Source organism: Bartonella sp. CM31XJBT, assembly GCF_028618555.1.
Lineage (GTDB): Bacteria > Pseudomonadota > Alphaproteobacteria > Rhizobiales > Rhizobiaceae > Bartonella.
On the sequence record NZ_JAQITD010000001.1, the window covers coordinates 28,845 to 46,967 of the forward strand.

12 protein-coding genes are annotated in these 18,123 nt (G+C 39.3%); 2 read left to right on the forward strand and 10 right to left on the reverse strand.

From position 1 onward, the window contains the following. Nucleotides 1–41: 41 nt before the first annotated feature. Both PVV63_RS00130 and htpX read right to left on the reverse strand, forming a co-directional pair. The gene (locus tag PVV63_RS00130; RefSeq protein ID WP_273790072.1) at nucleotides 42–1,406 is read right to left on the reverse strand and encodes an RsmB/NOP family class I SAM-dependent RNA methyltransferase; all 1,365 of its coding nucleotides are present in this window, start codon (nucleotides 1,404–1,406) and stop codon (nucleotides 42–44) included. Between the two features lie 47 nt (nucleotides 1,407–1,453). Next, on the reverse strand, nucleotides 1,454–2,500 hold the full coding sequence (gene htpX, locus PVV63_RS00135; protein WP_273790073.1) for a zinc metalloprotease HtpX: 1,047 nt from the start codon (nucleotides 2,498–2,500) through the stop codon (nucleotides 1,454–1,456). An 83-nt stretch (nucleotides 2,501–2,583) separates the two neighbouring features. Here htpX and PVV63_RS00140 point away from each other — a divergent pair, with 83 nt between their 5' ends. After that, the gene (locus tag PVV63_RS00140) at nucleotides 2,584–2,799 is read left to right on the forward strand and encodes a DUF1674 domain-containing protein (RefSeq protein WP_273790074.1); all 216 of its coding nucleotides are present in this window, start codon (nucleotides 2,584–2,586) and stop codon (nucleotides 2,797–2,799) included. A gap of 135 nt (nucleotides 2,800–2,934) precedes the next feature. Here the strand turns inward: PVV63_RS00140 and rpsP are convergent, their stop codons facing one another. From rpsP to PVV63_RS00160, 4 genes are all read right to left on the reverse strand, one after another. After that, entirely contained in the window at nucleotides 2,935–3,309 is a 375-nt protein-coding gene (rpsP, locus tag PVV63_RS00145; protein WP_273787601.1) for a 30S ribosomal protein S16, read from the reverse strand. 16 nt (nucleotides 3,310–3,325) lie between these two features. Next, nucleotides 3,326–3,655: a chorismate mutase gene (locus tag PVV63_RS00150; protein WP_273790075.1), complete on the reverse strand. Its 330-nt coding sequence runs from the start codon at nucleotides 3,653–3,655 to the stop codon at nucleotides 3,326–3,328. 24 nt (nucleotides 3,656–3,679) lie between these two features. Next, nucleotides 3,680–5,248 carry a signal recognition particle protein gene (gene ffh / locus PVV63_RS00155; RefSeq protein ID WP_273790300.1) on the reverse strand — a complete coding sequence of 523 codons (1,569 nt, stop codon included), beginning with the start codon at nucleotides 5,246–5,248 and terminating at the stop codon, nucleotides 3,680–3,682. Nucleotides 5,249–5,478: 230 nt separating this feature from the next. Continuing rightward, nucleotides 5,479–6,135 (reverse strand): carbonic anhydrase, encoded by a 657-nt coding sequence (locus PVV63_RS00160; protein ID WP_273790076.1) that lies wholly within the window; start codon nucleotides 6,133–6,135, stop codon nucleotides 5,479–5,481. 275 nt (nucleotides 6,136–6,410) lie between these two features. On the opposite strand from PVV63_RS00160, the gene PVV63_RS00165 reads away from it, so the two are divergent. Then, complete coding sequence (locus PVV63_RS00165; RefSeq protein ID WP_273790077.1) at nucleotides 6,411–11,120, forward strand: NAD-glutamate dehydrogenase; 4,710 nt, start codon at nucleotides 6,411–6,413, stop codon at nucleotides 11,118–11,120. A 1,311-nt stretch (nucleotides 11,121–12,431) separates the two neighbouring features. Here the strand turns inward: PVV63_RS00165 and PVV63_RS00170 are convergent. The 4 genes from PVV63_RS00170 to PVV63_RS00185 form a co-directional block, all read right to left on the reverse strand. Beyond that, nucleotides 12,432–13,487: a DUF2125 domain-containing protein gene (locus tag PVV63_RS00170; RefSeq protein WP_273790301.1), complete on the reverse strand. Its 1,056-nt coding sequence runs from the start codon at nucleotides 13,485–13,487 to the stop codon at nucleotides 12,432–12,434. A gap of 726 nt (nucleotides 13,488–14,213) precedes the next feature. Then, entirely contained in the window at nucleotides 14,214–14,960 is a 747-nt protein-coding gene (locus PVV63_RS00175; protein ID WP_273790078.1) for a glutamine amidotransferase, read from the reverse strand. Between the two features lie 144 nt (nucleotides 14,961–15,104). Continuing rightward, complete coding sequence (locus tag PVV63_RS00180; RefSeq protein ID WP_273790079.1) at nucleotides 15,105–16,664, reverse strand: heme biosynthesis protein HemY; 1,560 nt, start codon at nucleotides 16,662–16,664, stop codon at nucleotides 15,105–15,107. A gap of 11 nt (nucleotides 16,665–16,675) precedes the next feature. Next, nucleotides 16,676–17,860, reverse strand: a complete 1,185-nt coding sequence (locus tag PVV63_RS00185) for a COG4223 family protein (RefSeq protein ID WP_273790080.1) — start codon at nucleotides 17,858–17,860, stop codon at nucleotides 16,676–16,678. Nucleotides 17,861–18,123: the final 263 nt, after the last annotated feature.

Below are 18,123 nucleotides of genomic sequence, written 5' to 3' on the forward strand. Positions count from 1 at the left end.
ATCAAATACAATTTCGACCATTTTTGTAAATGAAGCGTTAATTAAGCAATTTTTCGTAAGCGCGCAGCAAAAAAACCATCCATTCCTAAAAATACGGTTTTCTCAGCATCAAAATTTTTATGACAAAAATCCGCAGGCGTTGTCCGTAACATCCCCCCACAAAGCAAATGTTCCAGTGCTCCCATTTCCTCTGGATAAATAGGGTCTAAAACAATGTCATTGCGTGTCGATAAAATTTTTTCAATAAGATCTTCACCTTCTTCTCTTGCCAATGAACAATTGGAAAAAACAATCCGTCCCCCCTCCTTTACCAAAGAAATTGCTGCGACAAGCAAATCATATTGCAACGCCACTAACTTGACGATATCTTCCCTCGATTTCGTCCATAAAATATCCGGATGACGACGGATTGTTCCTGTAGAAGAACAAGGAGCATCAAGAAGAACTGCATCAAAAAGCTGTGTGGGATAGAAATTTCTCACATCGCCCTGCCAAATGTGAACTGAAAAATGAAGCCGTTCCATATTTTCTTTTAAACGCTTTACGCGGTTAGCAGAAAGCTCAATTGCTGTCACCTCTGCCCCTTGCAAAGCCAATTGTGCTGTTTTTCCCCCAGGGCTCGCACAAAGATCAGCAACGCGTTTACCCTCAATACTCCCAAGTAAACAAGCAGGCAAAGCTGCTGCAAAATCTTGGACCCACCAAGACCCTTCACGATAGCCTGGTAAATCAGAAACAGAACACTCCAGACGCTTCAATCGAACAGAACCATTGGGCAATACCACACCGCCAAGCCTTTCAGCCCATCCACCACTATCAGATTTCACTGTCAAATCGAAAGGAGGTTCCACACTTTGAATTGCGATAATCTGATGTGCCTTTTCTGTTCCATAAGCTGATATTAAAAGCTGTCCAAACCACGCTGGCACACCTTCAATGGTAGGAACTTGTTGACGTAAAGGCTCTGCCTCACGTGCAACATTGCGCAAAAGAGCATTCACCACCCCTGAAAAACGGCGCATTCGAGGATCAAGTTTCGCCACACGCACAGCTAAATCAATAGCCGCATGATCGGGAATATCAAGATAAAGAATTTGTGCAACACTGATATGCAAAAGATGCTGAAGTGAAAGTGCTTGTGAAGGCAAAGGACGCGCCAAAAAGCGTGAGAGAGCCGCCATAATCTGCCCTCGATGACGCAATGAAGCTGTTAAAATAGCCCGACATAACAAACGATCTCGTTGTGAAAGCTTCAAATATTGTGGATGTCCGTGTTCATTATCCGTCAAACCAGACAGAGGCGTGTACTTATCAACTACCGCCCCCAAAAGACGCACACACACCTGTCGAACAGCTAATCCTGGAACATTTTTTTCAGACACATGCCCCGCTTTTTTGTGTTTCAAACCACCACCTTTATATCACAGTTTTCTCAAGAGCTCCCTCAATAACTCTATGAACGAGATCTTTTTGAATTTTCATAACGAAGCCAAGAAGGACGTTTTTTAACACGCTGAAAAGAACTATTTTCTTTCTCACCTAATGCATGAGTCTGACCACTATGAAAATCTCCATAGTTCATCCCGCTGCTTTTTTCATGTATAGCGTCTTCTTTATTCCATCCCACACTTTTGGCAAGAGCCCCTTTCATCTCTTCTGCTTGCTGATAAAGAGCAGCAATACGATTTGCAGTTGCTGGATGTGTCGAAAAAAGACTATCCGCTCCCTCACCGCTCAAAGGATTAATAATAAACAGATGCGCGGTTGCTGGATTATGCTCTGCTTCTTCATTATATACCCCACGTCCCCCATCAGCAATCTTACGCAATGCCGAAGCCAACCATAAAGGATTACCACATATTTCAGCCCCTCTCCGATCCGCAGCATATTCCCGTGTACGGCTAATCGCCATTTGCACCAGCATCGCTGCAAAAGGCGCCACGAGCAATGCAATAAATCCTCCAATTGCCCCAGCGCCATGAGAATCTTCTGAAGAGTTACGCTGTCCTCCCATAAAGAAAGCAAAATTACCAAGCATTGAAATTGCCCCTGCAATCGTTGCGGTCAGAGTCATTGTTAACGTATCACGATGCTCAATATGTGCAAGCTCATGCGCCATAACGCCGGCAATTTCCTCAGCGCTTAACCGCTCTAACAACCCAGTACTTGCAGCAACAGCTGCATTTTGCGGATTACGTCCCGTTGCAAAAGCATTTGGCTGTGCATTCTCAATAACATAAACCTTTGGTTGAGGAAGAGAAGCCTTTTGTGCTAAATCGCTTACAATCTTATAATAAACTGGTGCTGAATGCTGATCAACTTCACGCGCCCCGTACATGCGTAAAACGATTTTATCTGAATTCCAATAAGAAAAAAAGTTTAAACCACTTGCCATCAAAAGAGCAATGACCATGCCACCGCCCCCTCCAACAAGATAACCAACTCCCATAAAGAGAGCAGTTAAAAAAGCCAAAAGCATAGCTGTACGCATTATATTCATTACTCAAAAAACTCCATGATAAAAGTCAATCAATACTATATGATGGTGTTTTCTTTCTGCTTCTTCAATGGAATAGGTGTAAAATGAATAAAAAAGATGAGAAAACAAGCAAAAAAAATGCAACTGTCGTTAAACAGCAATCTCTTTCTCCCGCAGCACAACGCGCCCTTAAAGAAGCTGAAGAAAGACGAAAACGCGCAGCAAAAAAAGAACAACCTTTAGAAAACGGCGGACGCGGCGGCAAAGACCCTTCCCGCTATGGAGACTGGGAAATTAAAGGCCGCGCCATTGATTTTTAAAACCATTGATTTAAAAAAAACGGCGCAATTTAAACAAGCAGCTTTTTAATGAAAATCCGTTTTTGATAGACAAAAACGGATAATATTTATTTTTCTAAAGCTTTTAAAAACACATTGATTAAACAATCATGCTTCTTATGCTGAAGCAGATTCTGCTTCAGCCGCTGCCGCTGCTTCTTCTGCTGCTTGCTTTGCTGCTGCTATACGTTCTTGTGCTTTTTTACCCGGTTCACCTTTATGTGGATTATTACGAGTTGGACGCTTTTTCAAGCCAGCTGCATCTAAAAACCGTAAAACGCGATCTGTTGGTTGAGCCCCTTGCCCAAGCCAATATTGGATACGTTCTTCATTAAGTTTCACCCTCGGTCCATCTTTAGGCAACATTGGATCCCATGCACCAACACGTTCAAGAAACCGCCCATCGCGCGGACTACGAACATCTGCAACGACGATATGATAGTAAGGACGTTTTTTTGAACCTCCACGGGACAAACGAATTTTCAATGCCATATTTTATCTCCTATTGTCAGCTCTGGCTTTCGTTTAAATTGACTTTTTTTGTTTTTTGCTCTTCAGCAATAACTTCATGATGACTCACAACTTCTTTAATAATAAATTTTAAAAATCTTTCAGCAAAATCAGGATCAAGATCACTATCCATAGCCAATTGCCGCAAACGCGCTACCTGATATTGCTCACGCAGAGGATCTACTTTAGGCAAATCATAACGCGCTTTTAAGCGCCCAACAGCTTTCGTACAACGAAACCGCTCTGCTAAGATATGAATCAAAGTTGCATCAAAATTATCAATGGATGCTCGTAAATGTGCCAATTCGTTTAATACTGTTTCCTGCATTATATTCCTTTCCCTCTTTACATCTTATTTTTTCTTAGGATGCTGAGGAAAATTTCCCCCATCGACAATGCCATTGGAAAGACCAGGAAAAGTAGGTCCACGCTTGGGAAGTCCGGGCAAAAGCTTCCCTCCATTACCATTTTCAATTTGCTTTTGAAGCGTTGAGAATTGCTTTGGATCCAATCCCGACAAATCCGGCATAGCTGGAGAATCCCCTCCCAAGTTTCCCATACCACCAAAACCCATTTTGGAACCAAGGCCTCCCAACATCTTTCCCATAAAACCACTTTTTCCTTTACCACCCATGGCTTTCATCATATCAGCCATTTGGCGATACATCTTCAAAAGTTTATTAATATCAGCCGCCGTCGTACCAGACCCCTTAGCAATTCGTTGTTTGCGGCTATGTTTTAAAAGCTCTGGATTCGCCCGCTCTTTGGGTGTCATAGATGAAATAATGGCCAATTGACGATCAAACAAACGATCATCAAACCCCGCAGCCGCAATCTGCTCTTTGACTTTCCCCATTCCTGGCAACATGCCCATAATACCGCCCATTCCACCCAGTTTTTTCATTTTCTGCAACTGTTCTGCAAGATCATTCAGATCAAATTTTCCGGCTTGCATTTTTTTTGCAAAAGCAGCAGCTTTCTCATGATCCATTGTTTCAGCAGCTTTTTCAACCAAAGAAACAATATCCCCCATTCCGAGAATACGATCAGCAATACGACTGGGATGAAATTCTTCTAAAGCATCTATTTTTTCACCAGTTCCAATTGCTTTAATTGGTTTACCTGTAACAGCACGCATAGAAAGAGCAGCGCCACCACGCCCATCACTATCCATACGTGTTAAAATAATCCCCGTAATCCCTACACGCTCATCAAAAGAACGAGCAAGATGAACGGCATCTTGCCCCGTCAAACTATCAGCCACCAACATAATCTCATGAGGAAGGGAACATGCTTTAATTTCAGCCAATTCGAGCATCAAAGCTTCATCAATATGATTACGTCCTGCTGTGTCAAGAAGAAGCACGTCATAACCACCTAATTTAGCAGCCTGCACGGCACGTGATGCAATATCAACGGGCAGCTGACCCGCAATAATAGGCAAGCTTGCAAGTTTTGCCTGCTCTCCCAATTGGCGCAATTGCTCCTGTGCAGCGGGACGGCGTGTATCTAATGACGCCATGAGAACTTTTTTATTGTGCTTATCAGTAAAACGTTTTGCAAGCTTTGCTGTTGTAGTTGTTTTTCCGGAACCTTGCAAACCAGTCATCATGATAACAACTGGAGCTGGTGCATTTAAATCACTCAGAACGCTTTCATTTCCAAGAATATGAACCAATTCATCATGAACAATTTTAACCACCATTTGGCCTGGTTTAATTGATTTAACGATTTCGGCCCCAACAGCTTTTTCCCGAACTCTATCGGTAAAAGAGCGCACAACATCAAGAGCAACATCAGCTTCCAATAAAGCGCGACGAATTTCACGCAGCGCCTCTACAACATCCTGATCCGATAAAGCGCCACGTCCCGTCAAATGAGACAGGATAGAACCAAGTCGCTCTTGCAAGGATTCAAACATCATTTACCTCATTGTTGCATAACAAACAAACCAAAATAGCATCCGAGAACGCATCGCGCCGTCGGATGTTGACCTCTGAGATCTCTTTATACCCTTAAACTGGGGTCTCAGTCGGTGGCTCCAAGTTAATTTTGTCACTGAAAGCTTGCTCCTTCAAACAATAAAACCCCAGCTTTGTCAAGTTTTATCATAAAATATCTTTTTATACGAAGAAATAAAAACAACAAATACTATACTTCAAAACTTTCAACTTCAACACGCATAAAACAACCTGTTTCCTGTTCCATGCTCCATAATTTTCCGCTAGAGATATCAAACCAAACCCCATGCAATGTCAAAAAACCTTGATCTTTGCGAAGCTTTATCCACGGAAACGTCTCTAAATTTCTCAACGAATGGCGAATAGAAAGCTGCTCTAATGCCGTCTGTTTTTCTGGCCAAGACAGCGACTTATTATTCAAAACGATTTCTGCTGCTGGTGCTAAGAGACTTATCCATTGACCGATAAAATCATTTGATAATAAAGATTTATATGTCTCATTAAGAGCAGTACGAATGCCTCCACAATGGGCATGACCAAAAACGACAATATGTCTCACCTCAAGCAATTGCACAGCATATTCAAGAGCTGCTGATGTTGCGTGATATTGGTCATCAGGAGAAAAAGGAGGAACCACATTCGCCACGTTGCGCAGGGTGAAAATTTCCCCTGGCTTAGCATCAAAAATCATTTCTGGTACTGCACGCGAATCACAACAAGCAATGACCAAAACTTCAGGTTTCTGCCCCTCAATCGCCAATTGCTGATAATCTGCTATTTTATATAAAAAATGATTGTTTATAAAGTTTTGGTAACCACTTAAAAGTCTTTCTGGTAAACGCGCCATTCTCTCTTTACTTTTGCTTCTTTTTTTACTTTTATTTTGTATATTTTAAAAAACAAACTATTAACATACAAAAATACTAAAAGTGCCCTTTCCTTGAAGCAAAATATTTCTTTAAAGTGCAAAATATTACTAAAAAATAGCAAAAACAAACTCATTCTTTCCAAATAAAGAGCTATTTTCTTTAGAAAGAAGGTGTTACAGTATATAAAAAATATAATGGTCTGCTTTTAAAAAGAGAAGAAAAGACTCCTTAAGAGCAAAAAGGGAGAGTGAATGTGTTGCAACAAAAAAAAACAGAGACAAAAAACACCCAAGATAAAATAGAACAAATCCTTTTTGCCCAAACCGATAAAGAAGATATTGCTTATTATGAAAATGAAGAACTTCAAAAAGCCACAGCCATCGCGGTAAAAGCTTTTAATCTCCATCAGACGGGAAAAAATACCATCTGCTTTGAGCAAAATTTAACCCGTAGTAACAGACCTATAACCGTTATCACGCTTGTCAATGATAACAAACCCTTTCTTCTCGATTCTATTTTAAATGTTTTTAATCAACACAAAAACCATATCTATTTGATTGCACACCCCATTATTGATTGTGCTTCTGGAAAACGCATCAGTCTGATGCAAATTCACATCGAGTCATTAAACAAACAGCAAATACAAAAACTTGAAAATGAACTCACCTTAGTTCTTGAACAGGTTAATGCTGCTGTACAAGACTGGAAACCTATGCTTGAAGAAGTTGAAAAGCAGATTCATGCCTACCAAATAAGTCTTCCCCCACACTACAAACAAGAAGGCGAAAAAGCTATTGAATTTCTTCACTGGCTAATGGACGATAATTTCATTTTCCTTGGTATGCGCACTTACAACTTCATCAAAGACCAAAAACCCCTAAAATCCTTTACAGCCAGTAATATTGAACTTGGTATACTCACGGATGCTTCTATTCATATTGTTGACGATAAAAGCATGAAAGAACCTCCTCAAGAAGTTTTATCCTTCATGGAAAGCGATAATCTGTTTATCGTGACAAAAGCGAACAGCCGCTCCAAAATTCACCGTTCTGTTTGGCTCGATTATATTGGTCTTAAAATCTTTGATAAAGAAAACCAACTCTGTGGAGAATTACGCATTGTAGGGCTTTTTACCTCCTCAGCTTATACACGTTCTATTTTGCAAATTCCTTTCTTAAAAGAAAAAGCCCGAACTATTATTCAACGACTTGGACACAATCACGCCGATTATTCAGGAAAAGCACTCATCAGTGCTTTAGAAACCTATCCAAGAGATGAAATGTTTCGCTCTGATGTTGATACATTGACAGAAAACACTAAGCTTATTCTACAATTAGATGAGCGCCCACGTTTACGGGTTCTTGCCCACACTGATTCTTTTGGACGCTTTGTTTCTATCCTTGTCTACGTACCGCGTGACCAATATAGCAGCAGCTTGCGTGAAAAAGTTGGCGAACATTTTGTTGAGCTTTATAAAGGTGACTTTTTTGAATCTTATCCGCTATTTTTGGAAAGCACCCTTATACGTGTCTATTATATCATCCATCGCAAAGGAAACGAAACTGTTCCTCTTCATGAGCGCTCCACACTTGAACAACATGTACGTTCGATTGCACGAAGTTGGGAAGACAGGGTTCAAGCCATCGCTCTTACCCAGAAAATAACAGAGCAACAAACACGTCTAGCCAGTGAATTCCCCAACAGCTATCGTGATTTATTTTCAGCTGAAGACGCTATTAACGATGCCGGACATATTCTAAGTCTTCATGATGAAAAGCCCCTTTTCGTTATCTTTTATCACGCACAAAACAAAGAAAAACAGTACATTTCTCTTCGGCTTTTTCACCGCCATGAAGCTCTTGCCCTTTCCAAACGTGTACCACTCCTTGAAAATATGGGGTTTCGCGTTATTGCTGAACAAACCCTTGAATTACCAGATGGCAATGGGCGCTCTGTGTATCTTCATGATATGCAGCTGGAAAGTACTTTCCAGCGCTGTATCGATTTTGAAAAAGACGGGCAAAAACACGCCGAAACCTTTGAAGCCATTTGGGCACAAAATGCTGATAATGACGGCTTTAATGCTCTCACACAAACAGCTGAGCTTGATTGGCATGAAATTGTTATTTTGCGCCATTATGGGCGCTATCTCCAACAAGCTGGAATTCCTTATTCGCAAGATCGCGTTGCCCAAACTTTAAATGCTTATCCTGACATTACCCAAGATCTTTATGCTTTATTTCATTTAAAATTTCATCAAAGCCATACAGAAAAAGAACGGGAAAAAAACCAACAAGTCATTCAAAAGCGCATTGAAGAAAAATTACGGAAAGTCTCTGGTTTAGATGATGATCTGATCTTACGCCGTTATTGTAACCTTATTGAGGCGAGTTTACGAACGAATGCCTTTACGCCTCTTCCTGATGGAAATCCACGGCGTATTTTAGCCACCAAATTAAATCCACGCCAGATTGAAGGTTTGCCTGAACCGCGCCCTTACCGAGAAATTTTTGTTTATGGACCAGAAGTTGAAGGGGTCCATTTGCGTTTTGGACCTATCGCTCGTGGCGGCATTCGTTGGTCTGACCGTGCATTAGATTATCGCACCGAAGTGCTTAGCTTAGTCAAAGCCCAACAAGTTAAAAATGCAGTTATCGTTCCTGCAGGTGCAAAAGGTGGATTCTATCCCCATCGGCTTCCCCAAACAAATGACCGTGCTGTCATCATAGAAGCAGCACGACAAGCTTATACAGACTTTATCACAGCTTTGCTCTCCATCACAGACAATCTGATTAACGGCAAAATAAGCTCTCCCCACAATGTCATCTGTCATGATGACCCTGACCCCTATTTTGTTGTCGCGGCAGACAAAGGAACAGCAACTTTTTCTGATACAGCCAACGCCATCAGCCAAGCAAATCACTTTTGGCTCGATGATGCTTTTGCCTCTGGAGGCTCAGCAGGTTACGACCACAAAGACATTGGTATTACAGCTAAAGGTGCATGGGAAGCCGTCAAAAGACATTTTAGAGAATCATTTAATCACGATATTCAAACAACGCCCTTCACCTGTGTCGGTGTTGGCGATATGTCTGGTGATGTCTTTGGCAATGGAATGCTGCTTTCCAAACAAACAAAATTGATTGCCGCTTTTGATCACCGCGATATTTTTATTGATCCAGATCCGAACATAGACGAAAGCTATGCAGAGCGTACGCGTCTCTTCAAACTGCCTCGCTCAAGCTGGCAGGATTACGACCAAAGCAAATTATCAAAGGGCGGTGGTATCTTCTCACGAAAAGAAAAAACCATTACTCTCTCACCTGAAGCAGCACAAGCCATTGGTTTCGAAAAACAAACAGGAACACCCTTTGAAATTATCTCTGCTCTTCTCAAAGCCCCTGTTGATCTTTTATGGTTCGGTGGCATTGGTACTTATATCCGTGCTGCAACAGAAAACGATGCCCAAGTAGGTGATCGTGCAAATGATGCAATACGCATTACCGGAGAGCAGGTGCGTGCAAAAATTATTGGCGAAGGGGCTAATCTTGGTGTTACACAACGTGGACGAATTGAATATGTCTCAAATGGTGGTCGATGCAATACGGATGCCATTGACAATTCTGCTGGTGTTAATTGTTCTGATATTGAGGTCAATCTCAAAATTGTTCTTGCATCAGCACTACGTGCCAAAACGTTAACCCGCGAAGATCGCAATAAGCTCTTGAAAAAAATGACGCCTCAAGTCGAGCAACTCGTCTTGCGCAACAATTATCTACAACCTCTTGCGCTTTCTTTGGCGGAAAACCAGAGCACTGCTGATTTGCCCTATCAAATACGCTTTATGCACGACTTGGAACAAAAAAAGCTTCTAGATCGCAGAGTTGAAATACTCCCTGATGAGCAAATTTTACGACAAAGAACAACCCAAGGCAAAGGTCTTCTCCGTCCAGAACTCGCCGTTATTTTTGCCTATGCTAAATTGACCTTAAAAGAAGAAATTGCTAATAGCCCCATTGTTGATGATCACTATTTCAATACAACCTTGCTGAACTATTTTCCAACCCAAATTCAAGAAAATTTTAAGAAGGAAGTTATTAACCATCAATTGCGTCGTAATATTATCGCAACGCTGATTGCCAACGATATTGTAAATCGTGGAGGTCCCACTTTTGTTAATAGACTACACGATGCAACAGAACAAAAGACTGAAAATATTATTCGCGTTTTCATTGCTATCCGCGATGGTTTCGAAATTCCTCAATTGTCTGAGCAAATTGATAAGCTTGATAATAAAATACCCGGTCTTGTCCAAAATAAATTCTACGCAGCAATGAACCCAATGCTCTTTGAAACAACCAATTGGGGTTTGCACAACATAGATCTCTCACGTCCATTAGAAGAAATTGTAAAAACAATAAAGCAAGCCCGTAGCGTTATTGAAAAAGAGCTTATGCATTCTCACGGCAACGATATTAAGCAAAAGATTGAAGAAAAAGCATTACACTACAGCGAAGAGGGAGCACCAAAAGCATTAGCGAAACAATTAGCCCTCTTGGAAGCTGCTTCAACAATATGTGATATTTCTTTAATTGCAAAAAAAAGCAACAGTGATCTTATTAAAACCGCAGAGATCTACTTTTCACTTGCGCAAATCATTCGTATAAACCGCATTAACGAAGCAAGTCGTATAATCCCTGTAGTAGATTATTATGATAGTATGGCTTTAAGCCAAGCCAAAGAAAATGTTTCTGAAAGCTTTCGGCAAATCGTTATGAAAATCCTCAAAAATTATGGAAAGAAAAAAGATCCTTTTGACACTTGGAAAAAAACAGAAGAAGATCATATTCACAACATTACAAACCGCATTAGCGCCCTTATTGAAAATGATCTCAATATTTCTCGTTTTACTTTTGCAGCAGGATTGATTTCTCAACTTCAAAATATTGGCTTTCAAACCTAAAGCAAATACAAAACGACCCTCTCAATCTCCCGTTCTATCCCACCACCACAACAAACCAACTAAGACAGAGTAGAAGTTTGCATTTTAGACATAACACCAAAAATAAAAATCTCGCTATTTATCACAATAGAATTGTTTGCAACAATTTCAAAAAAACAGTAGGATTGATTTCTCACCCTAAAAACATAAACTTTCAGACTTAAAAGCAGTACAAAACAGCTAAGCTTTTGCTCCGTTCTATCCCCCCATGACTAATCAGCAAGGGAAGAACGAAAGCCCTATCCTACATTTTTAGACAGAGCACTCAAAATAAAAAATAAATTCAGATTTTACTGTCAAATATCCTTCATCATAAAAATATAATATATTGATTTACAATCATAATTTTATCATTTTTATGATAACTGATAATCCGATATTCTAAATTTGTCTCATTTAAAATCTGTTTATATTCAATCAATTAACCCCATTTCCCCTTGCATATTGCAAATGGGAAAGCCGAATAGATAAAAACAGTAAAGAAAAGACTAAAAATGCCCCTCATAAACCGCCTCAAATGCCAAAATCCGCAGTAACATTGGGAGTTAGCAAATATAATATGATGGTGTTGCCCCAGCTTATTACTCCATAACCGAAAAGATGGTAGCCCTTAATGGCTCTATCGTTATACCATTCATAGGCGACATCGTAAAATAAGAAGCACTGAGAAATATTTTTTTTAACAAATGCGTAAATATGCAATACAAATATATTCTGTTTTACGTGGAAGACATATAGCTTCATTAAAAAACATCAGAAATAAAAGGATAAGCTTAATCTATCATTTAAAATGATATAACTGTAACTGCTTTTGAAATGCGTAAAATCGAATAAAAAATGACAGTAAAGATGGATGTTGATTTTTCCCTTTACAACTTCATATTCTCCTCCAACTAGGCTATTTACTGGTTTTAAGAGGTTACTCCCAAACAGATATATGCAATATACTCATTCCATATATAAAGAAAAAGGTTCCTAACAAGCACCACACCACCTGTATAAAAAGGCAATTCAGCATACTTTAAAATGCCACTTTTTCCATACAAACACTGTTACTATATGTAGTTTGATATAAGATTTTGTACTAAGTGAAAAGAGGTTGGACGAATTAGGAGTAGGTGGTAATTTTTTATTTTTATAGCTATTTTTTTTTACCATTAAATACGCATTTTGTTAAAATAGATTTTGACACTCTAAAATTGCAAAAAAGTATGAAAATCAGAAAAAATCGAAATTTTGTGGTAAAAATTAAAAAAGGCTTTGGTACAACACCTAAAGCGGAGCAAGACGACCAAGTTTTAAAAAGCCTAATTTTACCCACCCATTGTTAATGAGCAAGGAAAGAACGGGAGCGCCGTCCGCATTTTTAGGCAAAGCACCTAAAATAAAAAATAACGCTTGAAGATTATTGGTTTGCGTGGGAAATAAGCGCTGCAGAGTGTCAAGAAGCTTCATAGACTGAATAAGGACAAGTTCAAATTTTGCTGTCAAATATCCTTCATCATCAAAAGAAAAAGGTCCACTAATACGCACTGCACCACCTGTATGAAAAGTCAATTCACCTTGCTTTAAAAGTCCACTTTTTCCATACAATCGCTGTTGCCAATTTTTTCCTTCATTTTCAAACAGAAGAGAGGCATCATTTAAAATCCATTTCAAATTGCCATCAATTTTAGGAATATCAACAAAAGAAGATTTTAAAAAGGGAGAAGCATCAAAACCGTCAAAAGTTATATGTCCCGATAAATCATTCTTTTCATGTTTAAGATCAAGTCGAAAAAATTCTGCCGTTATTTTTGGGGAAGCTTCTTTTGGCTCTAACGGCTGAATAATCACGTTATGCGTATTTTGCAAAGATGCCTGATCTTCAATATTTTCTTGTGTCGTTTTTTTATCTGTCGTTTGTGCTCCTAACGCTTCTTGAAGCTTTTGACCTTCAAGGGAAGAAGAAAAAGGTGAAATCTCAAGCCCTTCAGCTATAAACTTCAATGTCTTACCCGTTTTCCAATAAGGTTCTGTTTCAATCATCAAATTGCGCCAACTGGATACTATGGAAGTTTTTCCAGAAAAAACAATTAATGCAGGGGAATGAACATTAAACTCGACCAAATGAGGTGCATAAATTGGTGCACCAGCTGTCAAACGCCCCGTCGATAAAGAAACCCCATGTAAAGGCCAAGAAAATTGAAACTTGTCACAAACAACACCGACACGTAAAGGATAACCATCCTTGTGCACATTCTCACATACCGCCGCCATATTATGGGAAGATATTTTTGTGAATATATCAGAAACATAGTCTTCTATTTTACGTGAAAAAAAAACCAGAGCGCGCTATAAATAAATACCAAAGCAAGACAAAAGAGCCCACAAATTAAATAACTCAAAGAAAAACTTTTTTGTGATGATGGTATTTGAAAGGATTTAGACAATATTCAAACTTTCTTTATCTCTTAACTTCCTCCCCACCCTAAAAAGGATAAAGATTCCCAACCACGGTCAGTTTATACACAATCCAACTTCTTAATCGACCGGATTTTATCTACTGGTCACTTCAAGAAGTCCCTATACATCGTTCTAAAGTACAGTATCTCATAAGCTCAACAAACAAGATTTTCTTAAAAAACCCTTTACACCCTTTAACAAAAAACACCTCATGTGTAAAGTTTTACATAGATTTTCTACCTCTGCCCTAAACCATACTGTTTTACAGCACAAAAAAAATGATAATGAATAGTGTTTCTTAACGATAAAACCATTGAGCACCCCCATCTTTACGCTTATTGAGGAGCAAAGCCAGCACCATCATTATATTTGGCTACCCCCACAATTTTGCGATAGCCCTTGGCACTTAAGACAGTTCATAAGAAGCATTTTTAGTCTTTTCTTATACAGTTTTTGCCCACACGCCAGCCCTACTTGTGACAGCAAGCAAGAGGTTTTTATTGAGTCAACATACACAGGTTTGGAATGAGAAAACCTTACGATATTCGGGGTTCTCATTCAATATGCAAAACAGTAAATTATTTATATAAATCAATGCGTTGTCAATAATCACACAAGTACGGGCGGTGTACAAAAAATCTGGTGTAATGCGCTTTCAAACCATTGGCTCAAAGCTCGATCATAGATTAAACGACCTTTCAAATGTGCACAAGCAGGTTGAGCACCTTTTTCAGTCAATTTATGTGCCGAACGCACGACCAAACGCCGCATCATAGCGCGTGTAAACTCAGCATGAAACTGCAAGCCCCATGCATTGTTTCCATAACGAAAAGCTTGTGTAGGATATGTATTCCCTGTTGCCAAAAGCATTGCCTCTTTCGGTAAATCATAAATACCTTCATCATGGAAATGGTAGACCATTTCTGGCCAATTCATCAATTCCTTCCCTTGTGGGGTTGCTTCTAGTGGATACCAGCCGACTTCAACAGTCCCATCACTTCTTGTACCAACGCGCCCCCCTAGATTTCGCGCTAACATTTGTGCTCCAAGACAAATACCCAAAAAAGGCTTATTTTCCTTTAGTGATAACGAAATCCAATCAATTTCCTCACCAATATAAGCTTCGCTGTCATTCACACTCATCGGCCCCCCTAAAATAACAACACCGGCATAATGCTCTAATGTATCAGGGAGTTTTTGTCCAAAAATAGGACGATAAATATCAAGAACAAAACCTTTTTGTTGTAAAAATTTTCCCAAACGACCAGTATAGGTAGAGCGCCGATGAATAACGACAGCAATCCTTGGTTTGTTATTTTTTTGTTTTTTATCAAGACATCTCTGATTTAAAAACATTTTTTAACCAATCACCTCTGCAACCAAGCAAAACTTTATTTTTAAAGCATAAGAGAATAATTTTATTGGACAAGACTAACGATATTTTTTCTTCTAGGTCAATTGTTCTTCTGAGAAAACACTCATATTATCCATTGGTGCAATTTAAAATAAACGAAACTTTTTCCTCGATAAAGATGTTTCTTCTTCTGTTTTAACCCCTGGATCATCAACATTTAAATGAATTTGACTGAACATTTTTACATCTTGTTCTTTTATATCTTGTTTCTCCACCTGCACATTATGCAAAAGAGAATTATCTATAGGTGTTAATTTTTCCAGCTTCTTATCTTCAACATCATCACTTTTTCCCATAACATACTCTTTGTCTTGCTTTTTCGGCACAATATTGTCCGCCTCTAATGTGAGAGAAGGCATACAGGGAGGCGCCTTCCATTCAAAACAGCCCAAACGTCCACTGATTGGAGAAACCGCTGACCAAGAAGAAAAAATGGACCCATCACACATCCATACTGGATCACGTTCAGCACGAAGTGCTAAAGAAAGCCATTGACGCACAGCACCTTGATTGTTTCCCTGTGCCTCTTCAATATCTGCCAACAATAAATAAACACTTTCCCGTGGATGACATTGTAATGCTTTTTGTGCCTTCTCTCTTGCTAATGCTGTTTCACCAGCATCCAAAGCTGCTTTAGCAATAAGGAAAGCCGACTCAAATGCATCTTTATTATAAGAAGCAAGTGTCTTAGCCCTTTTCAATCGCCCAATGGCTCCTTCTTCTCTTTCAAGATAAAGCGCCCCCAAATCAGGATGAGGATTCTTTTGCCAAGCCGCTATAATCATTTTATCCGCTTTACGCGTTTCATTTAACTTATAAAGAATATCAGCAGCAATAACTATTATTGGAACAAAATCAGGCGCCAATTTATGGGCTTTCAAAATAGCTTCACGTGCTTGTACAGGATGTGTATCAAACAAAGAAAGTGCCTGCCCACTTAGTAGTAAAACCTGTATATGCTGCCGCTCTGGAGTCGCGCGAACAGAACGCGGGAGAGCTTTTTGCGTTCTTTCAAAAACAGTAAGTGCCTTATCCCATTTACCTTCAGCACTTAACCGATCAAGCACCGCCTTATGCGCCCATAAAAGTGCTGGCGATAAGGTCAGTGCCTCTTCGGCATATTGTTGCGCTGCCTCATAAGCTTTACTCTTCATTGCTTCACGAAACAAACCATAAAGTCCAACCAGTTTTGTCGGATCTTCCTTTCTCATCTCTTCATAAAGACCAATGGCGCGAACAGAGTCATTTTGTAAAGACAAGGTTTGCGCCTGTAAGAGTTTTACCAATGGCTCTTGTTTTCCTGCAAGATATTTAGCAACCCGTTCTTCCATTTTTTGCGCAACCATACTATCACCAGCAAAAGTTGCAAGAATCCCCTTTGAAAGAGCTTCGTAACCACGCTTTTGATGGCGTTTATAAAAATAATTGGAAAGAGCACTCGGTATGGAAAAAAAGAAAGATAATAACCACCATAAAAGCACCAGCGTTATAAAAAACAAAATAAGCACACTTAACACTGTAAGAAATGAAGCAGAAAATCTGAAATGCAAAAATGTGAGAACAAAAATACCATTGTGATTAGCAACCCACGTGAAAGCTAAACCGAGGATACAAACAACAAAAATATAAATAAAAACACGTATCATCTTGGGCCTATTTACATCTTTGTTGCTTTAAAAGATCCTTGTTGCACAGACAATAACAATTGCTGCAACAACTGTTGAATAGCAATATGTCTTTCAAGCTGCTTAACAAAATCCATTGAAACATCTTTTGCACTTTGAGGCAATGATTGCCATTCGCTCAAAGCCTTTTCGTAATCACCAGCTTGAATGGCAACTTCCATGCGCGCCGCAATAGCCCCCAGCGTTGTCCCTTCAACATTTCCAATCGGTCGCGAAACAATGAGCCCTTTTATCCACGCTAAAATTCGGTCAAAAAAACCAGCATCTGACGCAACAAGATTTTGCGTACCAACAATTGCATCGGCAACATGAGCAAAGTCAACTGAAAGTTGTGCTGAACTTGGAAGACCCACAGTAGCTGTTTTTTGCAACACATCAAGTCCATTAATCGAAGGCGATAATTGCTGTAACAGCTTTAGTTCATTATTATAAGATCCACCACGCTCTACAGCATTTTTTAATGAACTAATTGCAGTAAAGAGCGCGGTATCTATTTCTTTTTTCTTACTATTTTTAACAGCAGTTTCTTCCTGTAGTGCTTCTAACTGTTGTTTTAACGCAGCAAGATCATTTGCATTGCTCTGCCCAACAGACAAAGCCGTCTCTATATCTTTCGACTTTCTAACAAAAGTTTGTACAATTTCTTCAAGAGCTTTTACTTTTTCCTCTAAAATCGCAAAAGCTTTTTTGCTTTCTTCTTTCGATAGTTCATCATTTTTCGTTGTTTTAAACTGTTGTGATGAAAAAGAAGACAACTCTGTTTTTAACGCATCGATTTCTTGAAAGACCCGCCTCAATTGTTCCTTTGTGTCTTCACCTTGACTTTTTGCGGCTTCAGCAATCTGCAAAGCTTTTTCTCCTCCAGCAGAATTTTCCACAAAAGGAGAAGGAAAAAAACCAGCCCATTGAAGCCCCATAAAAATTCCCAAAGCAATGAATCCTCCCAAAATCCCAGAAAGGGACAAGAAAAGCCAAGTTGTACTAGAGGTACTTTTATCCTGACCTTGCATATTCTGTTTTTCTCGCGCATGAGCTTCTACAGAATTGTGGATTTTTCCCTCTGAATCATGGGGAACAGCTTCATGTTCAATAACTGGTTTCTTACGGCGCGTACCAGCATAATGTGGTTTAACTTTTGGTTTTGAAGAATCGACCATCTCTGTCACTTTTCGTGCACACTTTTTTTAATGATAAAATAATAAAATGAAAAAAGTTTTAAAAACGCAGCTTTTCTCAATAATATTTACAAGTATCGCCTTTAATAGACAAGTTTTTAAAAAAACATTTGCATTTTATACTCGAAAATACAGCTTTATTTTTTAATCAACGATATCATAAAATTCAAAGAAATAGAAAAAACAATTCTAAGAGAAATACTTTCCATCTTTTTCTGTTCATGGTACGCACGCAAGAAAGAAGC